This is a genomic window from Hyphomicrobium sp. (genome assembly GCF_036262015.1).
GTDB lineage: Bacteria > Pseudomonadota > Alphaproteobacteria > Rhizobiales > Hyphomicrobiaceae > Hyphomicrobium_C.
This window is the reverse complement of the sequence record NZ_DATAJR010000008.1, coordinates 667,838-683,876: the sequence shown is the minus strand read 5'-3', so window position 1 is coordinate 683,876 and position 16,039 is coordinate 667,838. Positions and strand designations below refer to the sequence as shown.

General features: G+C 60.0%; 14 protein-coding genes and 1 pseudogene. 12 read left to right on the top strand and 3 right to left on the bottom strand.

Annotation, left to right across the window (positions count from 1 at the left end; translation table 11 throughout):
• The 3 genes from argJ to VHO05_RS11730 all read right to left on the bottom strand — a co-directional run bounded on the left by argJ (position 1) and on the right by VHO05_RS11730 (position 2,798).
• Positions 1-1,248: a bifunctional glutamate N-acetyltransferase/amino-acid acetyltransferase ArgJ gene (gene argJ, locus VHO05_RS11740; RefSeq protein WP_329646766.1), complete on the bottom strand. Its 1,248-nt coding sequence runs from the start codon at positions 1,246-1,248 to the stop codon at positions 1-3.
• 72 nt (positions 1,249-1,320) lie between these two features.
• Complete coding sequence (locus VHO05_RS11735) at positions 1,321-1,653, bottom strand: DMT family transporter (RefSeq protein WP_329646765.1); 333 nt, start codon at positions 1,651-1,653, stop codon at positions 1,321-1,323.
• Positions 1,654-1,838: 185 nt separating this feature from the next.
• On the bottom strand, positions 1,839-2,798 hold the full coding sequence (locus VHO05_RS11730) for a peptidylprolyl isomerase (RefSeq protein ID WP_329646764.1): 960 nt from the start codon (positions 2,796-2,798) through the stop codon (positions 1,839-1,841).
• A 416-nt stretch (positions 2,799-3,214) separates the two neighbouring features.
• On the opposite strand from VHO05_RS11730, the pseudogene secA reads away from it, so the two are divergent.
• From secA to VHO05_RS11675, 12 genes and pseudogenes are all read left to right on the top strand, one after another.
• Positions 3,215-6,031: pseudogene (gene secA / locus VHO05_RS11725) on the top strand (preprotein translocase subunit SecA); the annotation flags it as partial.
• 27 nt (positions 6,032-6,058) lie between these two features.
• On the top strand, positions 6,059-6,253 hold the full coding sequence (locus tag VHO05_RS20255; protein ID WP_414653776.1) for an SEC-C metal-binding domain-containing protein: 195 nt from the start codon (positions 6,059-6,061) through the stop codon (positions 6,251-6,253).
• A 517-nt stretch (positions 6,254-6,770) separates the two neighbouring features.
• Positions 6,771-6,950: a Flp family type IVb pilin gene (locus VHO05_RS11720; protein ID WP_329646762.1), complete on the top strand. Its 180-nt coding sequence runs from the start codon at positions 6,771-6,773 to the stop codon at positions 6,948-6,950.
• A gap of 167 nt (positions 6,951-7,117) precedes the next feature.
• Positions 7,118-7,285 (top strand): Flp family type IVb pilin, encoded by a 168-nt coding sequence (locus VHO05_RS11715; RefSeq protein ID WP_329646761.1) that lies wholly within the window; start codon positions 7,118-7,120, stop codon positions 7,283-7,285.
• Positions 7,286-7,400: 115 nt separating this feature from the next.
• The gene (locus VHO05_RS11710; protein ID WP_329646760.1) at positions 7,401-7,904 is read left to right on the top strand and encodes an A24 family peptidase; all 504 of its coding nucleotides are present in this window, start codon (positions 7,401-7,403) and stop codon (positions 7,902-7,904) included.
• A gap of 109 nt (positions 7,905-8,013) precedes the next feature.
• Positions 8,014-8,820, top strand: coding sequence for a Flp pilus assembly protein CpaB (cpaB, locus tag VHO05_RS11705; protein WP_329646759.1), 807 nt, complete (start codon positions 8,014-8,016; stop codon positions 8,818-8,820).
• Positions 8,821-8,857: 37 nt separating this feature from the next.
• Positions 8,858-10,432: a type II and III secretion system protein family protein gene (locus VHO05_RS11700; protein ID WP_329646758.1), complete on the top strand. Its 1,575-nt coding sequence runs from the start codon at positions 8,858-8,860 to the stop codon at positions 10,430-10,432.
• A 22-nt stretch (positions 10,433-10,454) separates the two neighbouring features.
• Entirely contained in the window at positions 10,455-11,195 is a 741-nt protein-coding gene (locus VHO05_RS11695) for a CpaD family pilus assembly protein (protein ID WP_329646757.1), read from the top strand.
• 14 nt (positions 11,196-11,209) lie between these two features.
• Entirely contained in the window at positions 11,210-12,508 is a 1,299-nt protein-coding gene (locus VHO05_RS11690) for an AAA family ATPase (RefSeq protein WP_329646756.1), read from the top strand.
• 8 nt (positions 12,509-12,516) lie between these two features.
• Positions 12,517-13,989 carry a CpaF family protein gene (locus tag VHO05_RS11685; protein ID WP_329646755.1) on the top strand — a complete coding sequence of 491 codons (1,473 nt, stop codon included), beginning with the start codon at positions 12,517-12,519 and terminating at the stop codon, positions 13,987-13,989.
• On the top strand, positions 13,982-14,992 hold the full coding sequence (locus VHO05_RS11680) for a type II secretion system F family protein (protein WP_329646754.1): 1,011 nt from the start codon (positions 13,982-13,984) through the stop codon (positions 14,990-14,992). The genes VHO05_RS11685 and VHO05_RS11680 overlap by 8 nt, the downstream gene beginning before the upstream one ends.
• A gap of 18 nt (positions 14,993-15,010) precedes the next feature.
• Positions 15,011-15,985, top strand: coding sequence for a type II secretion system F family protein (locus tag VHO05_RS11675; RefSeq protein WP_329646753.1), 975 nt, complete (start codon positions 15,011-15,013; stop codon positions 15,983-15,985).
• Positions 15,986-16,039 lie beyond the last annotated feature (54 nt).

Sequence of the window (16,039 nt, the reverse complement as noted above, 5' to 3'; positions counted from 1 at the left end):
TCAGCTCCGGTAGTCGGCGTTGATCGACACGTAGTCGTGCGTGAGATCGCAGGTCCACACGTGAGACGAGGCTTTGCCAACCCCGACGTCGATGCGAATGACGATCTCGCGGTTCTTCATATAGGAAGCGGCGGTGGCTTCGTCATACTCATGAGCCCGCTCACCGTCGCGCGCGACGCAATGCTCGCCGAACCAGATCGAAAGCCGATCGCGATCTGCCGCTTCTCCTGATTTGCCGACCGCCATGACGACACGGCCCCAATTCGGATCTTCGCCAGCGATGGCAGTTTTGAGGATCGGCGAGTTCGCGCAGGAGAGCGCGATACGGCGCGCAGCGGCCTCGCTTTCCGCGCCTTCCACGATGAAGGTCACGAACTTGGAAAGGCCTTCACCATCCTTCGCGACCTGAATCGCCAGATCCTTCATCAGGTCGTGCAACGCTTCCGAGAAGGCCTTGAGTTTCTTCGAACCAGCCTTCGTGATGGGCGGCTGGCCGCGCGCACTTGCATCGCCCGTCGCAAACAGGAGGCACGTGTCGCTCGTCGACGTATCGCCGTCGACGGTCATGGCATTGAAGGTCGTCTCGACATGCTCCGACAGCAGGTCCTGCAGCGGCTTCGGCGCGATGTGGGCGTCCGTGAATATGAAGCACAGCATCGTCGCCATGTCGGGCGCGATCATCCCGGCGCCTTTGCAGAAGCCATTGATCGTGACCTCCACGTCACCGATCAGCGCCTTCCGGGTCGCAACTTTGGGATACGTATCGGTGGTCATGATGGCGCGTGCCGCCGCCTCGAAGGAATCCGGCTCGGCATCCGCTACGAGTCCTTCGATCAGATGCGCGAACTTGCTTGCCTCCAAAGGCTCGCCAATGACGCCTGTCGAAGCCACGAACACCTCGTGGCGCTCCGCATTCGCTGCCTTCGCCCCAACCTCGACCGTGATGTCGACCGCCTCCCGGCCCTTCTTGCCCGTGAACGCGTTGGCGTTACCGGAATTCACGATCAGGAGCCGGGCCGCCCCCTTCTTCAAATGCTTGCGGCAGGCAAGGACCGGCGCCGAGGCGGTTTTGGACTGTGTGAACACGCCCGCCACACTCGTCCCCTCGTCCAGCACGGCAACCATCAAATCTGTGCGGCCCTTGTACCGGATACCGGCTTCAGCTGTCGCAAAGCGCACGCCAGCAATCGGCTCGAGGTGAGCCAACGTTTCGGGTGCGAATGGTGAGCGGGACGTGATCTTGCCCATGGCAAAGCTCCGAGGAGACGAATTCAGGCGGCAGTCTTGTCGGTGTTGTACTTGCGCTGGCCAGAGCCGCGATCAACTCCCGGTCGATTTGGAGAGGACGTTGAGGACGAAAACCCCGGCAACGATGAGCCCCATCCCCGCAATTGCGGGAAGATCAAGTTTCTGACCGTAAACAAGCCAGCCAGCCATTGAAATGAGAACGATGCCAACGCCCGACCAGATCGCGTAGGCGACACCCATCGGAATGCTCCGCAACGCCAGCGACAAGAAATAAAACGCCGTACCGTAGCCAACGATCACGATGATGGACGGCACGACATTTTTGAACCCATCGGAAGCTTTAAGCGCCGAGGTCGCGGCGACCTCAGCCAGGATGGCAATGATCAAGGCGAGTTGGCTGGACATAGTGGCTCCCGAAATAAAGCCCTCTCTCGCGGGGCTTACCAGCCCGCGAGCAAACATACCAGTCGTCGCGAGTGCGCATTCATCCGGCCGCTGATCACACAACCGCCCGAGTCCCTTTGAAAAAGAGATCGGGCCGCCAGATTGGGCGGCCCGAATAACATCGGACAAGATTTTCGTCCGAACGCCTACTTTTGCTCTTTCTGGATGGCGTCCAGCGCTTCTTTCTTTTTGATCTGCTCGTCCATCTGCTGCTCGAACACCTTCTTCTTGGCAGCGGCCGCAGCGGCCTCCTGCTCGACTTGCAGCTTCATCTCGTTGTCGACGTATTCGATCTGCGCCTTGCTGCGCAGGTCCGTTGCCACCTGCTGCCCGTTCTGCTGGACCATGCTGTTGACGATCTGGCCCTTCACTTCCTCGAACGTCGGAAGCGGTTTCACGCGGCGGTCCTCGACCTTGATGACGTGCCAGCCGAACTTGCTCTTCACCGGCTTGGAAACCTCGCCCTTCTTCAGCGCGAACGCGGCATCTTCGAACTCTTTCACCATCATCCCTTTGCTGAAATAGCCGAGCTTACCGCCGTCAGCTTTGGAACCCGGATCGGTAGAATACTCCGCCGCGAGCTTGGCGAAATCGTCACCCTTGTTGACCTTCTCCAAGACTTCCTTGGCCTTTTCCTCGCTTTCGACCAGGATGTGGCGCGCTTCGACCTCGTCCTCCGGCGGGATCATCTTGACCTTGTCGTCATAGATGCCCTTCACCAGCGCATCGCTGACCTTGCCCTTGACCTCCTTCTCATAGAAGGCATCGCGCTTGGCGCGCGTCGTCCAATAGGCAAGCCGGGCGTCATAGTCTGCCCCGCTCGCGAGGCCTGCCTTGTCGGCGGCTTCCGCGAACAGCTTCATCTCAAGCACGAATTCGAGCAGCAGACGGCGCCGGTTCGCGGCAGGCATATGCGCCACTTCCGGCCCCACCTCGGCTTCAGCCAGCGCGAGATCCGATTCCCGGATCTCTTTCCCGTTCAGTTTCGCAATCACGGCATCGTCGGCCCGAGCTTCCATCGCTCCAAGGAGGGGAAGCCCCGAAAGCACAAGCGCAGAACCGGTGAGGGCGAGCGCAGAAAGACGGACAATGCGGAACGGTTTCACTTTAGTCAGGCTCCTGGGGATTTGCCGCCTCCAGAGCGCATAGGGGCGCGGTCTGAGGCAGGGGGAAGTAATGGAAGTGTAATGTTCGCGTAAGGTCACAAAATTCGGGGCATCCATAGACCAGCGCCGGTCCGCCTGCCAAGTTAACAATTGCAGAGTTTTGCCCGGATTTTTCCCAGATGCTGGAATAGGGAACGATCAAGAACGTCCGCTAGAGAATACCCGGCCACGCGTTGACAATTCCGGGCGTCAATCCTTATGTCTGCCCCCGTATGGCTGATCTGCCGGACTGGCGCTTCTCCGCGGTTCTCCAGTTCATGGTGTTTGACCGTCGGATACGACCGGACGAGTGCGAACGCGCGCGACACATGCGCGTCGATTTCGCAACAAGTCCATGATATTGAGGAATTATCTTAATGCTCTCCATCGGCTCCATCGGCTCTTTCGCCTCGAAGATTTTTGGCTCATCGAACGAGCGGAGGGTGAAGAGCTACCGCTCGCGCGTCGAAGCAATCAATGCGCTCGAACCCGAGCTGGCTAAGCTGACGGATGCCGAGCTTCGAGCCCGGACGGAAGAATTCCGCGAGCAATATCGGAACGGCACGTCCCTCAATGACCTGCTTATTCCGGCTTTTGCCACGGTGCGCGAGGCCGCCAAACGGACGCTCGGACAGCGCCATTTCGATGTTCAGCTCATCGGCGGCATGGTGCTCCACGAGGGCAATATCGCCGAAATGAAGACGGGCGAAGGCAAGACGCTCGTCGCAACGCTCGCCGTCTATCTGAACGCCATTGCAGGCGAAGGCGTCCACGTCGTCACCGTGAACGACTACCTCGCCAAGCGCGACGCCGAGTGGATGGGACAGGTCTACCGCTTCCTCGGCCTCACCGTCGACACCATCGTCCATGGCCTCGACGACGAGCAGCGTAAGAGCGCCTACGGCGCCGACGTGACCTACGCCACCAACAACGAACTCGGCTTCGACTACCTTCGCGACAACATGAAGTTGCGCAAGGACGACATGGTCCAGCGCGGCCATGCCTTCGCCATCGTCGACGAGGTGGACAGCATCCTCATCGACGAAGCGCGTACCCCGCTCATCATTTCGGGACCGCTCGAGGACCGCGCCGACCTCTATGTCGCCGTCGACGGGCTCGTGAAAGGGCTCGTGGCAGAGCACGACCACATCGAGACGGAGCTGGCAAAATCCGTTTCGAAGGATGCCCTCAAAGAAGAGCTCAAGATCCAAGGCTTGATTGAACTCGACGAGAAGCAGCGCCAGGTTGCGCTCAACGAGGTCGGCAACGAGCGTATGGAGCAGTTGCTCGCAGAAGCAAAGCTGCTCACGGGCTCCCTTTATGACATCGAGAACGTCTCGCTGGTCCACCACGTCAACCAGGCGCTCAAGGCCCACAAGCTCTTTCAGCGCGACAAGGATTACATCGTCAAAGCCGGCGAAGTGATCATCATTGACGAGTTCACGGGCCGCATGATGCCCGGCCGCCGTTACTCCGAAGGCCTCCATCAAGCCCTCGAAGCCAAGGAGCACGTCGAGATCCAGCCCGAGAACCAGACGCTGGCTTCGATCACCTTCCAGAACTACTTCCGCCTCTACAAGAAGCTTGCCGGCATGACCGGCACGGCCCTGACCGAAGCATCCGAGTTCATGGACATCTACGGGCTCGACGTCATCGAGGTCCCGACCAACCTCAAGATCTCGCGCGCCGACGAAGACGACGAAATCTATCGCACCCAGAAAGAAAAGCTGGCCGCCATCGTCACGACCATCGCGGACTGCGCACGCCGCGGCCAACCTATCCTGGTGGGTACGACGTCCATCGAGAAGTCCGAGCAGCTTTCGGAGTCTCTCAAGGATAAGAAGTACATCGAAACGCTTGGCAAGAACCTGCTGTCTCTCGCGGAGAAGTTCAAGGAGGCCAAGGAAGGCAAGACTAGCGCCGAATCCGAGCTCAAAGCCTATTTCAATGACATCGGCGCATACCTGATCCAGATCGGCACCGCGAAGAGCAAAGACGACCCGATCCCGCATCAAGTCCTGAACGCCCGCTACCACGAGCAGGAAGCCGGCATCATCGCCCAGGCCGGCAAGCCGGGCGCCGTCACCATCGCCACCAACATGGCCGGCCGCGGCACCGACATTCAGCTCGGCGGCAACGTCGAGTATCAGCTGCGCGACTGGGTTGCGGAGGAAACGACAGCAGGCCGTCCGCCCTCCGAAGACGCCATCGCCAAGAAGCGCGCCGAGATCCAGACGGTCGTCAATGAGAAGAAGGCCACCGCGCTTGAAGCGGGCGGTCTCTATGTGATCGGCACCGAGCGCCACGAGAGCCGGCGCATCGACAACCAGCTGCGCGGCCGCTCCGGCCGCCAGGGCGACCCCGGCCGCTCCAAGTTCTACCTCGCGCTCGACGATGACCTCATGCGCATCTTCGGGTCAGACCGCATGGACAGCGTGCTGAAGACGCTCGGCCTGCAGGAAGGCGAGGCGATCACGCATCCGTGGATGAACAAGAGCCTTGAGATGGCTCAGAAGAAGGTCGAGGCCCGCAACTTCGACATTCGCAAGCACATCCTGAAGTACGACGACGTGATGAACGACCAGCGCAAGGTCATTTTCGACCAGCGCAAGGACATCATGGCCGAGGACGATGTCTCCGAGACAGTGAAAGAGCTGCGCCACCAGGTGGTGAACGATCTCGTCTCCCGCTTCATCCCTGAACGCGCCTACGCCGAGCAGTGGAACATGGCAGGCCTCAAGGAGGCTATTCAGGCCATCTTCGACCTCGACCTCCCCCTCGAAGCCTGGGGCGCCGAAGAGGGCATCGCCGACGAGGAAATCCTTGAGCGTCTGCTGGCGGCCGTCGACGAAAGGGCCGCTGCGAAAGCCGCTGACATCGGCATCGGCACCTATCGTCAGATCGAGAAGATGGTGCTCCTCCAGACCCTCGACCATCTCTGGCGCGAGCATCTCGTCACGCTCGAGCACTTGCGCCAGGTCATCGGCTTCCGCGCCTATGGCCAGCGCGACCCGCTGAACGAATATAAGAGCGAGGCTTTCGTCCTTTTCGAGAGCCTGCTGGCGCGGCTGCGCGAAGCGACTACTGGCCAACTCATGCATGTCGAGCTCGCGCCTCCCGGCGAGCAGCCGCCAGAGCTTGAGGAGCCCGAGCTTCCCGAGATGCAGGCGCACCACATCGACCCGAGGACAGGCTTCGACGAGCTCAACGACGAACTTGCGATGGCCGACGCGGCGATTGCCGCCCGTGGGCGCGGCACCCGGCCCGCTGAGAAGCGCGCCCCGCTACAGACCCGCAAGGCAGCCGACGCCGTCAATCCGAACGAGCCCGCCACTTGGGGCAAGGTCTCGCGCAATGCCCCCTGCCCGTGCGGATCGGGCAAGAAGTACAAGCACTGCCACGGCAAGTACGAATAGCTGCCCCCTAACGGGCACTGATCAGACCAACGAACGCGCCAGGCTATTGCCCGGCGCGTTTGTTTTTGCGCGCGAACCTCCTTCCGGAGCCCGGCACGCCACAGCGCTCCGAAACATCAAACAGCGACCGCCGTAGGATCGGGGCAGCATTCCGGTTCCAAGCCCATCGGGGTGGAATGTCTTACATACGCTTCGACTGAAGCGCCGCGTCAGGAATTCAAGTAAAAAAACAAAATAATAGAATATTAATCACGTCGCAGGATGCAATTACGCAGATTTACATAGAATAACAATTTGGAAACCAGACGAAATTCCGAAAAATACTTGGATTATTTCAGGTTTTTCAAAATTTATGTTCAATTTTAACTTGCAAGTAAGGTCTGTTTATGCAGTTCACCATCGCTTTTACAGGCCGTTAACAGATGGGGCGTAGAGTGTCCTTCAGTTCAGACGCGACGGCGTGTCCGCGCAGCGAACTAAAAAGAATTCTGAAGTCGACCATGGGAGTTATCGAGTCATGACCAACATCTTCTCGCGTTTCCTGAAGGACGAGTCGGGCGCTACGGCGATCGAGTACGGCCTCATCGCTGCAATCGTCGGCGTCGGCATCATCGCCGGCCTTGGCACTCTGCAGGAAGCTCTCGACGGCATCTTCACGCGCGTCGGCGGCGAACTCGACAGCTACGGCACCCAGTAATACGGAAATAGCTGCTCACAGACTTTCTATTTTGGGCCATCCGACCACTCGGGTGGCCCATTTCATTCGCCCGTATCTCGCAGGGGCTGCACTGCAAGCGGAATCAACAAGACTGCGCCAAAGCTGGAGGCAGCGATATTTTCACGTCCAACGGGAGAAAGCTCTGCATGGTGCGCCTCGCAAAACATTTTTGGAACGACGAGAGCGGAGCTTCCGCGATCGAATATGGTCTCCTCGCAGCATTTCTCGGTATGGGTCTGGTTTTCAGTCTGACCAGTTTGCAAGGGTCGCTCACCGGACTGTTTAGCGAAATCGAAGGGCAGATCCCCGATTGATCGCTGTTACCAATACAGCTGCTGCGCTAATCCGCCATTTACTGGAATAGGCGATCCTAGATCCTAAGAGTCGGCGAAAGTCGCCAAGTACACCGTCGGTACAGAGGTGCGTCCCGTGATCGCGTCCGCTATTCTTATGACATTTGCCGCCATCATGGCGTTCGGCGCCGCGATGGACTTGCTGACGATGACCATACCCAATCGGGTTTCCGTTGCGCTCGTCGCCTTGTTTCCCATTGCAGCGATCATTCTCGGCTTGCCGGCCGAAGCACTGCTGATGCATCTCTGTGCCGGATTGTTGGTCCTCGCGGCCGGCATTTTCCTTTTCGCGGTCGGCGGCTTCGGCGGAGGCGATGCGAAGCTGCTCGCGGCCGCCGCGCTCTGGATCGGCTTCGATCAACTCCTGCCATTTCTGGCTCTCGTCACAGTCTTCGGTGGCGTGCTGTCCATTGCCATCCTCTACTACCGTCGGCTCCCGATTCTTGGCGTGCACGCACCCGACTGGGCCATGAAGCTACATAAGCAGGGCACTGGCATACCTTACGGGATCGCGATCACGTGCTCGGCCTTGATGGTCCTCCCGATGACACCTTGGGCCGTCGTCGCAGCCCTTGGCTGAACCCTCCAAAACGATACAGGAATTAACGACCCGTTGACGTTTGTCCTTCAGACTTTGCTTAGGGAAGCAAAGCTTCGGCCATAAACGGCCGTATGGGACAACGCGCGCTATGAAACGGCCCCAGCTCATTGGACTTGCCATCGCGGCGACGGCTGGCGTTTTGGCCTTCGTCATGGTGCGCGGCATGGTCAATAAGCCGGCCGTTCAGAAGACCGTCGAAGTCCAGGTCAAATCCGGCGACGTTCTGGTTGCGCGCACCGACATCGGCCTCGGCCAGATCACGAACGACAGCCTCTTCCGCTGGCAATCCTGGCCGGTCGAAACGATCACCCCCGGCTACATCACACGCACCGATCGGCCTGACGCCACGACGCAGCTGTCCGGTTCCATCGCACGCGCGCCGATCATGGCAGGCGAACCGATCACGGAGCAGAAACTGGTCAAGGCCGGGCAAGGCGGTGTTCTTGCCGCAATCCTGCCCGCCGGCATGCGCGCCATCTCGACCCGCATCAAGGAAGAGACAGCCGTCGGCAATCTCATTCTTCCCAACGACCGCGTCGACGTCATCCTCATCCGCCGCATGCGCACCCGCAACGGACAGGAGGACTATGTGAGCGATCTCTTGTTCGGCAACGTCCGCGTCCTCGCGATCGGCCAGCAGATCGAGAACAAGGAGGGAAAGAAGACCGCGGACGGCGCTGCCAGCACGGCCACGCTGGAGCTCACGGCGCGTCAGGCCGAGCTGCTCGCTCTCGCAAATTCCATGGGCGACATCAGCCTCTCGCTGCGGTCGATTGCGGATCTCGATGTGAGTCAGGGTCCAACAGCTGGCGTCGATCCCAAAGCCAACAGGGACAGCACGGCGGTTCACGTGTTGCGTTACGGCGCGGCGTCACGCGCATACGGCGTAAACTGAGTAATTCTCGAGTTTTAGTCCGTCAAAAGGCGAAAGAATGTTGATCAACGTGGAACGGTCGGCCCGTAACGTCCTCCTATGGGTTGCCGCACTCGTCTTAGTGGCCGCTGTTGCGCTGCACGCTGACCGCGCGCGCGCGGGCGGCGATTTCGTGCCGGTCGAGGGAAGTGCACACAGCTCAGTCCTTCGTATCAGCGCCGGAGAGCAGTTTCCGCAGACGCGTGCCGTCCGCATTGGCAGAAACAAATCGCTTCTCGTCGAACTTGGTCTCGATCTTCGCGACGTGATGGTCTCCGCGCCCGAGATCGTCGATGCGGTCGTCCAGTCGTCAAACCGGGTCCATCTGATCGCCAAGAAAATCGGCCAATCTAACGCGTTTTTCTTCGACGCCAACGGCGACCAGATCCTGACGCTCGAGATCAGCGTCGAGCAGGATACGGCCGTTCTGGACATGCTTCTTGCCCGTTTGATCCCGGGTTCAAACATCAAGTCGGAGATCCTGAACGACACCATCATCCTGACCGGATCCGTCCGCACGCCAATCGATTCTAACCGCGCAAGCGACGTTGCCTCTCGCTTCATAGTCGCCGCCGCGGAATCGGATGAGCGTGCCAAGAACAAGGTGGTCAACCTGCTCGGCGTCGAAGGCGAAGAGCAAGTCATGCTGAAGGTGGTCGTCGCTGAAGTGCAGCGCGAGCTACTGAAGCAGTTCGGCATCAACTTGGCGGCCGACATTAACGCCGGAAACTTCACCTGGAGCCTTCTCACCGCGAACGCGCTGCCGTTGACCGCGGCAGCAGGCCTCGGATCCCTGCCGGTGCCTGGAATCAGCACGACACTAGACGAAAAGAACACGTGCGCAGGCACCACGTGCTTCTATAACAACGGACCAAACAATACCTTCGGCAACTCCGGCACCGTAACGAGCTGGGGCAACGGAGACTATCGCATCGGTAAGGCAATGCGCGCGCTCGAGCGCGACGGCCTCATCCGCACGCTCGCAGAACCGAACCTGACCGCAATCTCAGGTGAACCGGCGAAATTCCTGGCCGGCGGCGAGTTTCCGATCCCAGTCGTAGATTCGAACGGTCAGACCTCCGTCACCTTTAAAGAGTTCGGCGTCGGCGTCGCGTTCACGCCGACGGTGCTCTCGGAAGGCCGGATCAGCCTGAAGATCGAGAGCGAGGTGAGTGAGCTGACGAACGTCGGCGCCGTCGTGATCGACAGGATGCAGATCCCGGCGTTGAAGAAGCGCCAGGCCAACTCCACAGTCGAGCTTCCGTCCGGCGGCTCCATCGCGCTCGCCGGCCTCATCTCGGACGACGTGCGCCAGAATATCGACGGCTTCCCCGGCCTCAAGGACATCGCGATCCTCGGCACGCTGTTCCGCAGCCGCGACTTCATCAAGCGTGAAACCGAGCTCGTGGTGATCGTCACGCCTTACCTCGTGAAACCGGTTTCGCAGAAGGATCTGGCAAAGCCTCTCGACGGCCTCGCCGAAGCAACCGACCGCAGAGCGAACTTCATGGGGCATCTCAACCGGATCTACGGCGTCGAAAGCGCCGCGCCGGTGGGAGACCTCAAGGGCGACTACGGATTCATCGTGGAATAGTGGCAGGGCTGGAAACGCAATCATGACGCACGGACTTGCCTCACTGTTCGGAAGACAAACGGCACGCATCGCCCCGCTGTCCTGGATGGCTCTCGCCGTTATGGGATTAAGCCTCACGGGATGCCGCGCCATCGACGAAGCCGGCGCTCCTCAGGTCGCAGGCTGGGCCATGGTCGACAACTCCCAGCGCCACCCGATTATCGTCTCTCAGCAACCCCAGACGATGGAGATCCGGGTCGCTGCAGCGTCGCGCGGACTCTCGCCGCGGCAGCGCGCAGAGGTCATGGAATTCGCGGATCGCTCGCGTGCCAGCGACGCCGGCAACAGCCGCATCGTGATCCAGGCCCCCGGAGGTAGCGCCAACGAAACGGCCTCGATGCACGCTGTTGGCGAAGTTCGCCAGATCCTGAGCGACATTGGCTTCGCCGCATCATCGATCGCCGTGGAAGCCTACCATGCCCCGGACGGTCGCAGCGCGCCGGTCCGCATCTCGTATCTGCGCTACGTCGCCGAAGCGCCCGTCTGTGGCTACTGGCCGACGAACCTCGCCGAGCAGCGTGACAACGCCAACTATCCGAACTTCGGATGCGCCAACCAGCACAACCTCGCCGTCATGGTTGCAAACCCCGGCGACCTGCTGGGCCCGCGCACCGAAAGCGACCGTGCTGGCGAGCGTCGCGATGTGACATGGAACAAGTACGTCAAGGGTGAATCGACCGCATCGCAGAAGTCGGAAGACGAGCGTGTGAAGATAGCGAAGTGACAGTAGGCGCAGCGATGTCCAACACATTCAAGGGTTCCGGGTCCGAAGCGTTCAACACGCTGCCGCCCTCCTACGATCAGGACGCGGAAGCGTCCCCGAGCGATCGCGCACGCCCTCTGCCCCGAATTTCGATTCAGGCCTTCTGCGAAACACCGGACCTCGCAGACGTGATTCAGGCCGCATCCGAAGACAGACGCCTCGGCAAAACGCACGTCACCATTCAAATGGGCGGCGCCGAGGCGGCTGTGGCTCACTATCAGGAAAGCCCGACACCCAACCTCATCATTCTGGAATCCCACGCTTCGCATAGCCAGCTCATCACCGAGCTTGAGGAGCTGGCGCAAAGCTGCGATCCCGGCACGAAGGTCGTCATTGTCGGCCAAGCGAACGATGTCGTGCTTTATCGCGATCTCATGAAGCGCGGCATCTCGGAGTACCTCGTCGCTCCGATTTCGGCGTTCGACCTGATGGAATGTCTGTCGGGACTCTATAACAATCCGCAATCCGATCCTGTCGGACAGGTCCTCGCGTTCATTGGCGCCAAGGGCGGCGTCGGCTCGTCGACGATCTGCCACAACGTGGCCTGGAGCCTATCGGAGGCGCTCTCCACCAATATCGTCATTGCCGACATGGACCTTGCATTCGGCACCACCGGCCTGGATTTCAACCAGGATCCCGTGCAAGGCATCGCGGACGCGCTTCAAAATCCCGATCGCCTCGATGAAGTCCTGCTGGATCGGTTGCTCACGAGCTGCTCGAAGCACCTTTCGATCTTCGCCGCGCCGGTTGTTCTGGATCGCGACTACGACATGTCACCGGAAGGGTGCGAAACGGTGATCGACGTCGTGCGCCAGAACGTACCGTTCGTCGCGGTCGATCTTCCGCATACCTGGGCGCCTTGGACCAAGCGCCTCCTGCTCCAAGCCGACGAAATCGTCATCACGGCGATGCCGGATCTCGCCAATCTGCGCAACGCAAAGAACATCGTCGAGTTGATTAAAACCGCACGCAAAAACGACGCAGCACCGCATCTCGTCCTCAACATGGCGAACATGCAAAAGCGTCCCGAGATCACTCAGAAAGAGTTCGAAAACGCCCTCGACCTGAAAGCGCTCGCCGTCATCGATTTCGATTGCGAAAACTTCGGACAAGCCGCGAACAACGGGCAGATGGTCGAGGAATACAATTCCAAAGCCAAGGCGACACAGGCCTTCCGCGACATCGCCCTGGCTCTGGCACACCGCAAGGAAATCAAAGTCGAGAAGAAATCGCCACTCGCGCCCTTGCTCGAAAAACTCAAACTCATGCGTTGAGGCAAGTGATGTTTGGTCGGCGTACAAACGATCCCGGAGTTCAACAACGGCGGCTGCCCGCGCAGCCCGCCGCGCCGGCACCTGCATCACCCCAGCCCGCCTCGGTCGCACATCCTCAGGCTGCAGCGCCGGTGCGCGTCGAGCCCGTTGAGCAACAGCGCCACCACTCCGAAGAATATTACGACGTCAAGACAACGGTCTTTAATGCGCTGATCGACACCATCGACTTGACGCAGCTCGCCAAGCTCGACTCCGCGGCTGCGCGTGAGGAGATCCGCGACATCGTCAGCGAGATCATCCAGGTCAAGAACGTCGTCATGTCGATCGCCGAGCAGGAAGAGCTGCTCGAAGACATCTGCAACGACGTCCTTGGATACGGACCGCTGGAGCCGTTGCTCGCGCGCGACGACATCGCCGACATCATGGTCAACGGCGCCGGAACGACGTTCATCGAAGTCAACGGCAAGACGCAGAAGACTGGTGTCCGCTTTGCCGACAACCAGCAGCTGATGAGCATCTGTCAGCGCATCGTGAGTCAGGTCGGACGTCGTGTCGACGAGAGCAGCCCGATCTGCGACGCCCGCTTGCCGGACGGATCACGCGTTAACGTCATCGCCCCGCCGCTTGCCATAGACGGACCGGCGCTTACCATCCGCAAGTTCAAAAAGGACCGGCTCACACTCGAGCAGCTCGCCAAATTCGGCGCGATCACGCCTCAAGCAAAGACCATTCTCGAAGTCATTGGCCGCGTGCGCTGCAATGTCCTGATCTCCGGCGGCACCGGCTCGGGCAAGACCACGCTTCTCAACTGCATGACGGGCTGTATCGATCAGGATGAGCGCATCATCACCTGCGAAGACTCGGCCGAACTTCAGCTTCAGCAGCCTCACGTCGTCCGCCTCGAAACGCGCCCCCCAAATCTTGAGGGCGAAGGCGAGATCACCATGCGCGATCTCGTCAAGAACTGCCTGCGTATGCGCCCCGAGCGGATCATCGTCGGCGAGGTTCGCGGACCCGAAGCGTTCGACCTCCTGCAGGCGATGAACACCGGCCACGACGGCTCGATGGGCACGCTCCACTCGAACAGCCCGCGCGAGGCCTTAAGCCGCCTCGAGAGCATGATCATGATGGGCGGGTTCACGCTTCCGATCAAAACCATTCGCGAAATGATCGTCGGCTCGATCGACATCATCATTCAAGCCGCGCGCCTGCGCGACGGATCCCGCAAGGTGACCCACATCACCGAGGTGACCGGCATGGAAGATGAGACGATCACCCTCCAGAACCTGATCGTCTACGAGATCACGGGCGAGGACGCGAACGGCAAGCTGATCGGACGTCACCGCGGCACCGGAATCGCACGCCCTGCCTTCTGGGACCGAGCACAGTACTACAAGGAAGAAACGCGCCTTGCGTCCGCGCTGGCCGCAGCCGAAGTCCTCGATTCTAACGGAAACCCGATCGGAGAGCTCAATGGGTGACGTCGGCATGATGCCGCTGTTGACGGCACTTGTCGCAGCCGTCGCCATTGCAGCGACGGTCTACGCATTCATGTATCCGTACATTTCCGCCGACCGGCTCAAAGATAAGCGAGTCGCCAACGTTTCAGAATCGCGAGCAAAAACGCTCTCGGTGCGATCAGCCGCAGAATTGGCGGCCAACCGCAAGAAACAGGTCGCGGAAAGCCTGAAGGATATCGAAAGCCGCCAGAAAGCCAAAGAGAAGCTGACGCTCAGCATTCGCCTCGAGCGCGCGGGCCTGGACATCCAGCCGAGAACTTACTGGATCGCAAGTGCGGTTTCGGCAGTGCTCTGCGCAGTTCTCGCGAAGAGCATGTTGCCCTCGTCTGCATCCTCACTTGCCCCAATGTTGATGATTGCGGCCCTGCTAGTCGGTGGCTTCGGGTTGCCGCGCTTTGTTCTCGCCAAGATCACCGCCCGCCGTCAGAACAAGTTTCTCGTCGAGCTCGCAAACTCGATCGACGTGATCGTTCGCGGCATCAAATCGGGCCTGCCCCTCAACGAATGCTTGGCCGTCATTGCCAAGGAAAGCCCGGAGCCCGTTGCCGGAGAGTTTCGCGAAGTCATCGAACAGCAGCGCGTTGGCGTTTCGCTGCCGGAAGCTCTGCACCGCCTCACGCAACGTATGCCCCTTGCCGAGGTGAAGTTCCTCGCCATCGTTGTCGCGATCCAGCAACAATCGGGCGGCAACCTCGCTGAGGCTCTCTCCAATCTGTCGAGTGTCCTGCGCGACCGTTTCAAGATGGCGATGAAGGTGAAGGCGCTTTCGGCAGAAGCCAAGGCCTCTGCGATGATCCTGGGCTGCCTGCCGCCTGGCGTGATGCTGATGGTGCACACGTCGTCGCCCGAGTACATCGCCCCCTTGTTCGAGACCAGAACCGGCAATCTCTTCATCCTTGCGGGGCTGTTCTGGATGAGCATGGGGATACTGGTCATGCGCAAGATGATCAATTTCAAGTTCTAGGTCTCGGAAGATCACGTCATGCAAGACCTCGTCGATACGCTAATCTCACCGCAATTTCTGGCGACGATACTGGCCGCCGTTGCGGTGTTCGCGACCATTCTAAGCGTTGTCATGCCCATTCTGGCGCGCGATCAGATGAACCAGCGCATGCGCGTCATGGCGCTTGAACGTGACAAGCTGCGCTCGCAGCGCCTCGCAGATCTGACAAAGGAACGCGGTCCGACCAAACTGCGCAGGACCCCCAAGGGCTTCATGCAGCAGATCGTCGATCGGTTCGATCTGAGATCGCAGTTCGACAACGAAGAGCTGCGCAACAAGCTCAAGATGGCCGGCCTTCGGGGCGAAGCGCCCCTCGTTGCGTTCATGTTCTTCCGAGCCGCAGCACCGCCCCTCGCATTTATCGTTGCACTGATCTATCTCTTCTTCATCGCCAAGATCGAAGCCTCGACGAACATGAAGCTCCTGTATGCGGTGCTCGCAGCAGCAGCTGGCTACTACCTACCGAATATCTTCATCGAAAATCTTGCGCAAAAGCGTCAGCAGGCCATCAAGATCACTTTCCCCGAGGCGCTGGATATGCTGCTCATTTGCGTCCAGTCCGGCATGTCCGTCGAATCCTCGTTCGGCAAGGTGGCGAAGGAAATCGCCAACCAAAGTGTCGAGCTCGCTGAGGAACTGTCGCTGACGACCGCCGAACTGTCCTATCTGCCGGACAGGCGGGTTGCGTTCGAAAACCTCGCCAAGCGAACCGCCCTCCCAAGCGTCAAGGCCGTTACGACCGCGCTGATCCAGGCCGAACGCTATGGCACGCCCGTTGGCCAGGCATTGCGCGTCATGGCCAAAGAAAATCGGGACATTCGCATGGCCGAAGCCGAGAAGAAGGCGGCAGCCCTTCCTCCCAAGCTCACCGTGCCGATGATTCTGTTCTTCCTTCCGGTGCTCTTCGTGGTGATCCTCGGCCCCGCCGCGATCACATTCTGGAAGATGCAGTAGGCGCAGCAGCCCGCCTTGCAGACCCGTCGATTGACGCAGCGACCTCATGCGCGG

Coding starts and splice junctions, on each gene's coding strand:
- argJ (WP_329646766.1), bottom strand. CDS start 1,248: ATGGGCAAGATCACGTCCCGCTCACCATTCGCACCCGAAACGTTGGCT.
- VHO05_RS11735 (WP_329646765.1), bottom strand. CDS start 1,653: ATGTCCAGCCAACTCGCCTTGATCATTGCCATCCTGGCTGAGGTCGCC.
- VHO05_RS20255 (WP_414653776.1), top strand. CDS start 6,059: ATGGCCGACGCGGCGATTGCCGCCCGTGGGCGCGGCACCCGGCCCGCT.
- VHO05_RS11720 (WP_329646762.1), top strand. CDS start 6,771: ATGACCAACATCTTCTCGCGTTTCCTGAAGGACGAGTCGGGCGCTACG.
- VHO05_RS11715 (WP_329646761.1), top strand. CDS start 7,118: ATGGTGCGCCTCGCAAAACATTTTTGGAACGACGAGAGCGGAGCTTCC.
- cpaB (WP_329646759.1), top strand. CDS start 8,014: ATGAAACGGCCCCAGCTCATTGGACTTGCCATCGCGGCGACGGCTGGC.
- VHO05_RS11700 (WP_329646758.1), top strand. CDS start 8,858: ATGTTGATCAACGTGGAACGGTCGGCCCGTAACGTCCTCCTATGGGTT.
- VHO05_RS11695 (WP_329646757.1), top strand. CDS start 10,455: ATGACGCACGGACTTGCCTCACTGTTCGGAAGACAAACGGCACGCATC.
- VHO05_RS11690 (WP_329646756.1), top strand. CDS start 11,210: ATGTCCAACACATTCAAGGGTTCCGGGTCCGAAGCGTTCAACACGCTG.
- VHO05_RS11685 (WP_329646755.1), top strand. CDS start 12,517: ATGTTTGGTCGGCGTACAAACGATCCCGGAGTTCAACAACGGCGGCTG.
- VHO05_RS11680 (WP_329646754.1), top strand. CDS start 13,982: ATGGGTGACGTCGGCATGATGCCGCTGTTGACGGCACTTGTCGCAGCC.
- VHO05_RS11675 (WP_329646753.1), top strand. CDS start 15,011: ATGCAAGACCTCGTCGATACGCTAATCTCACCGCAATTTCTGGCGACG.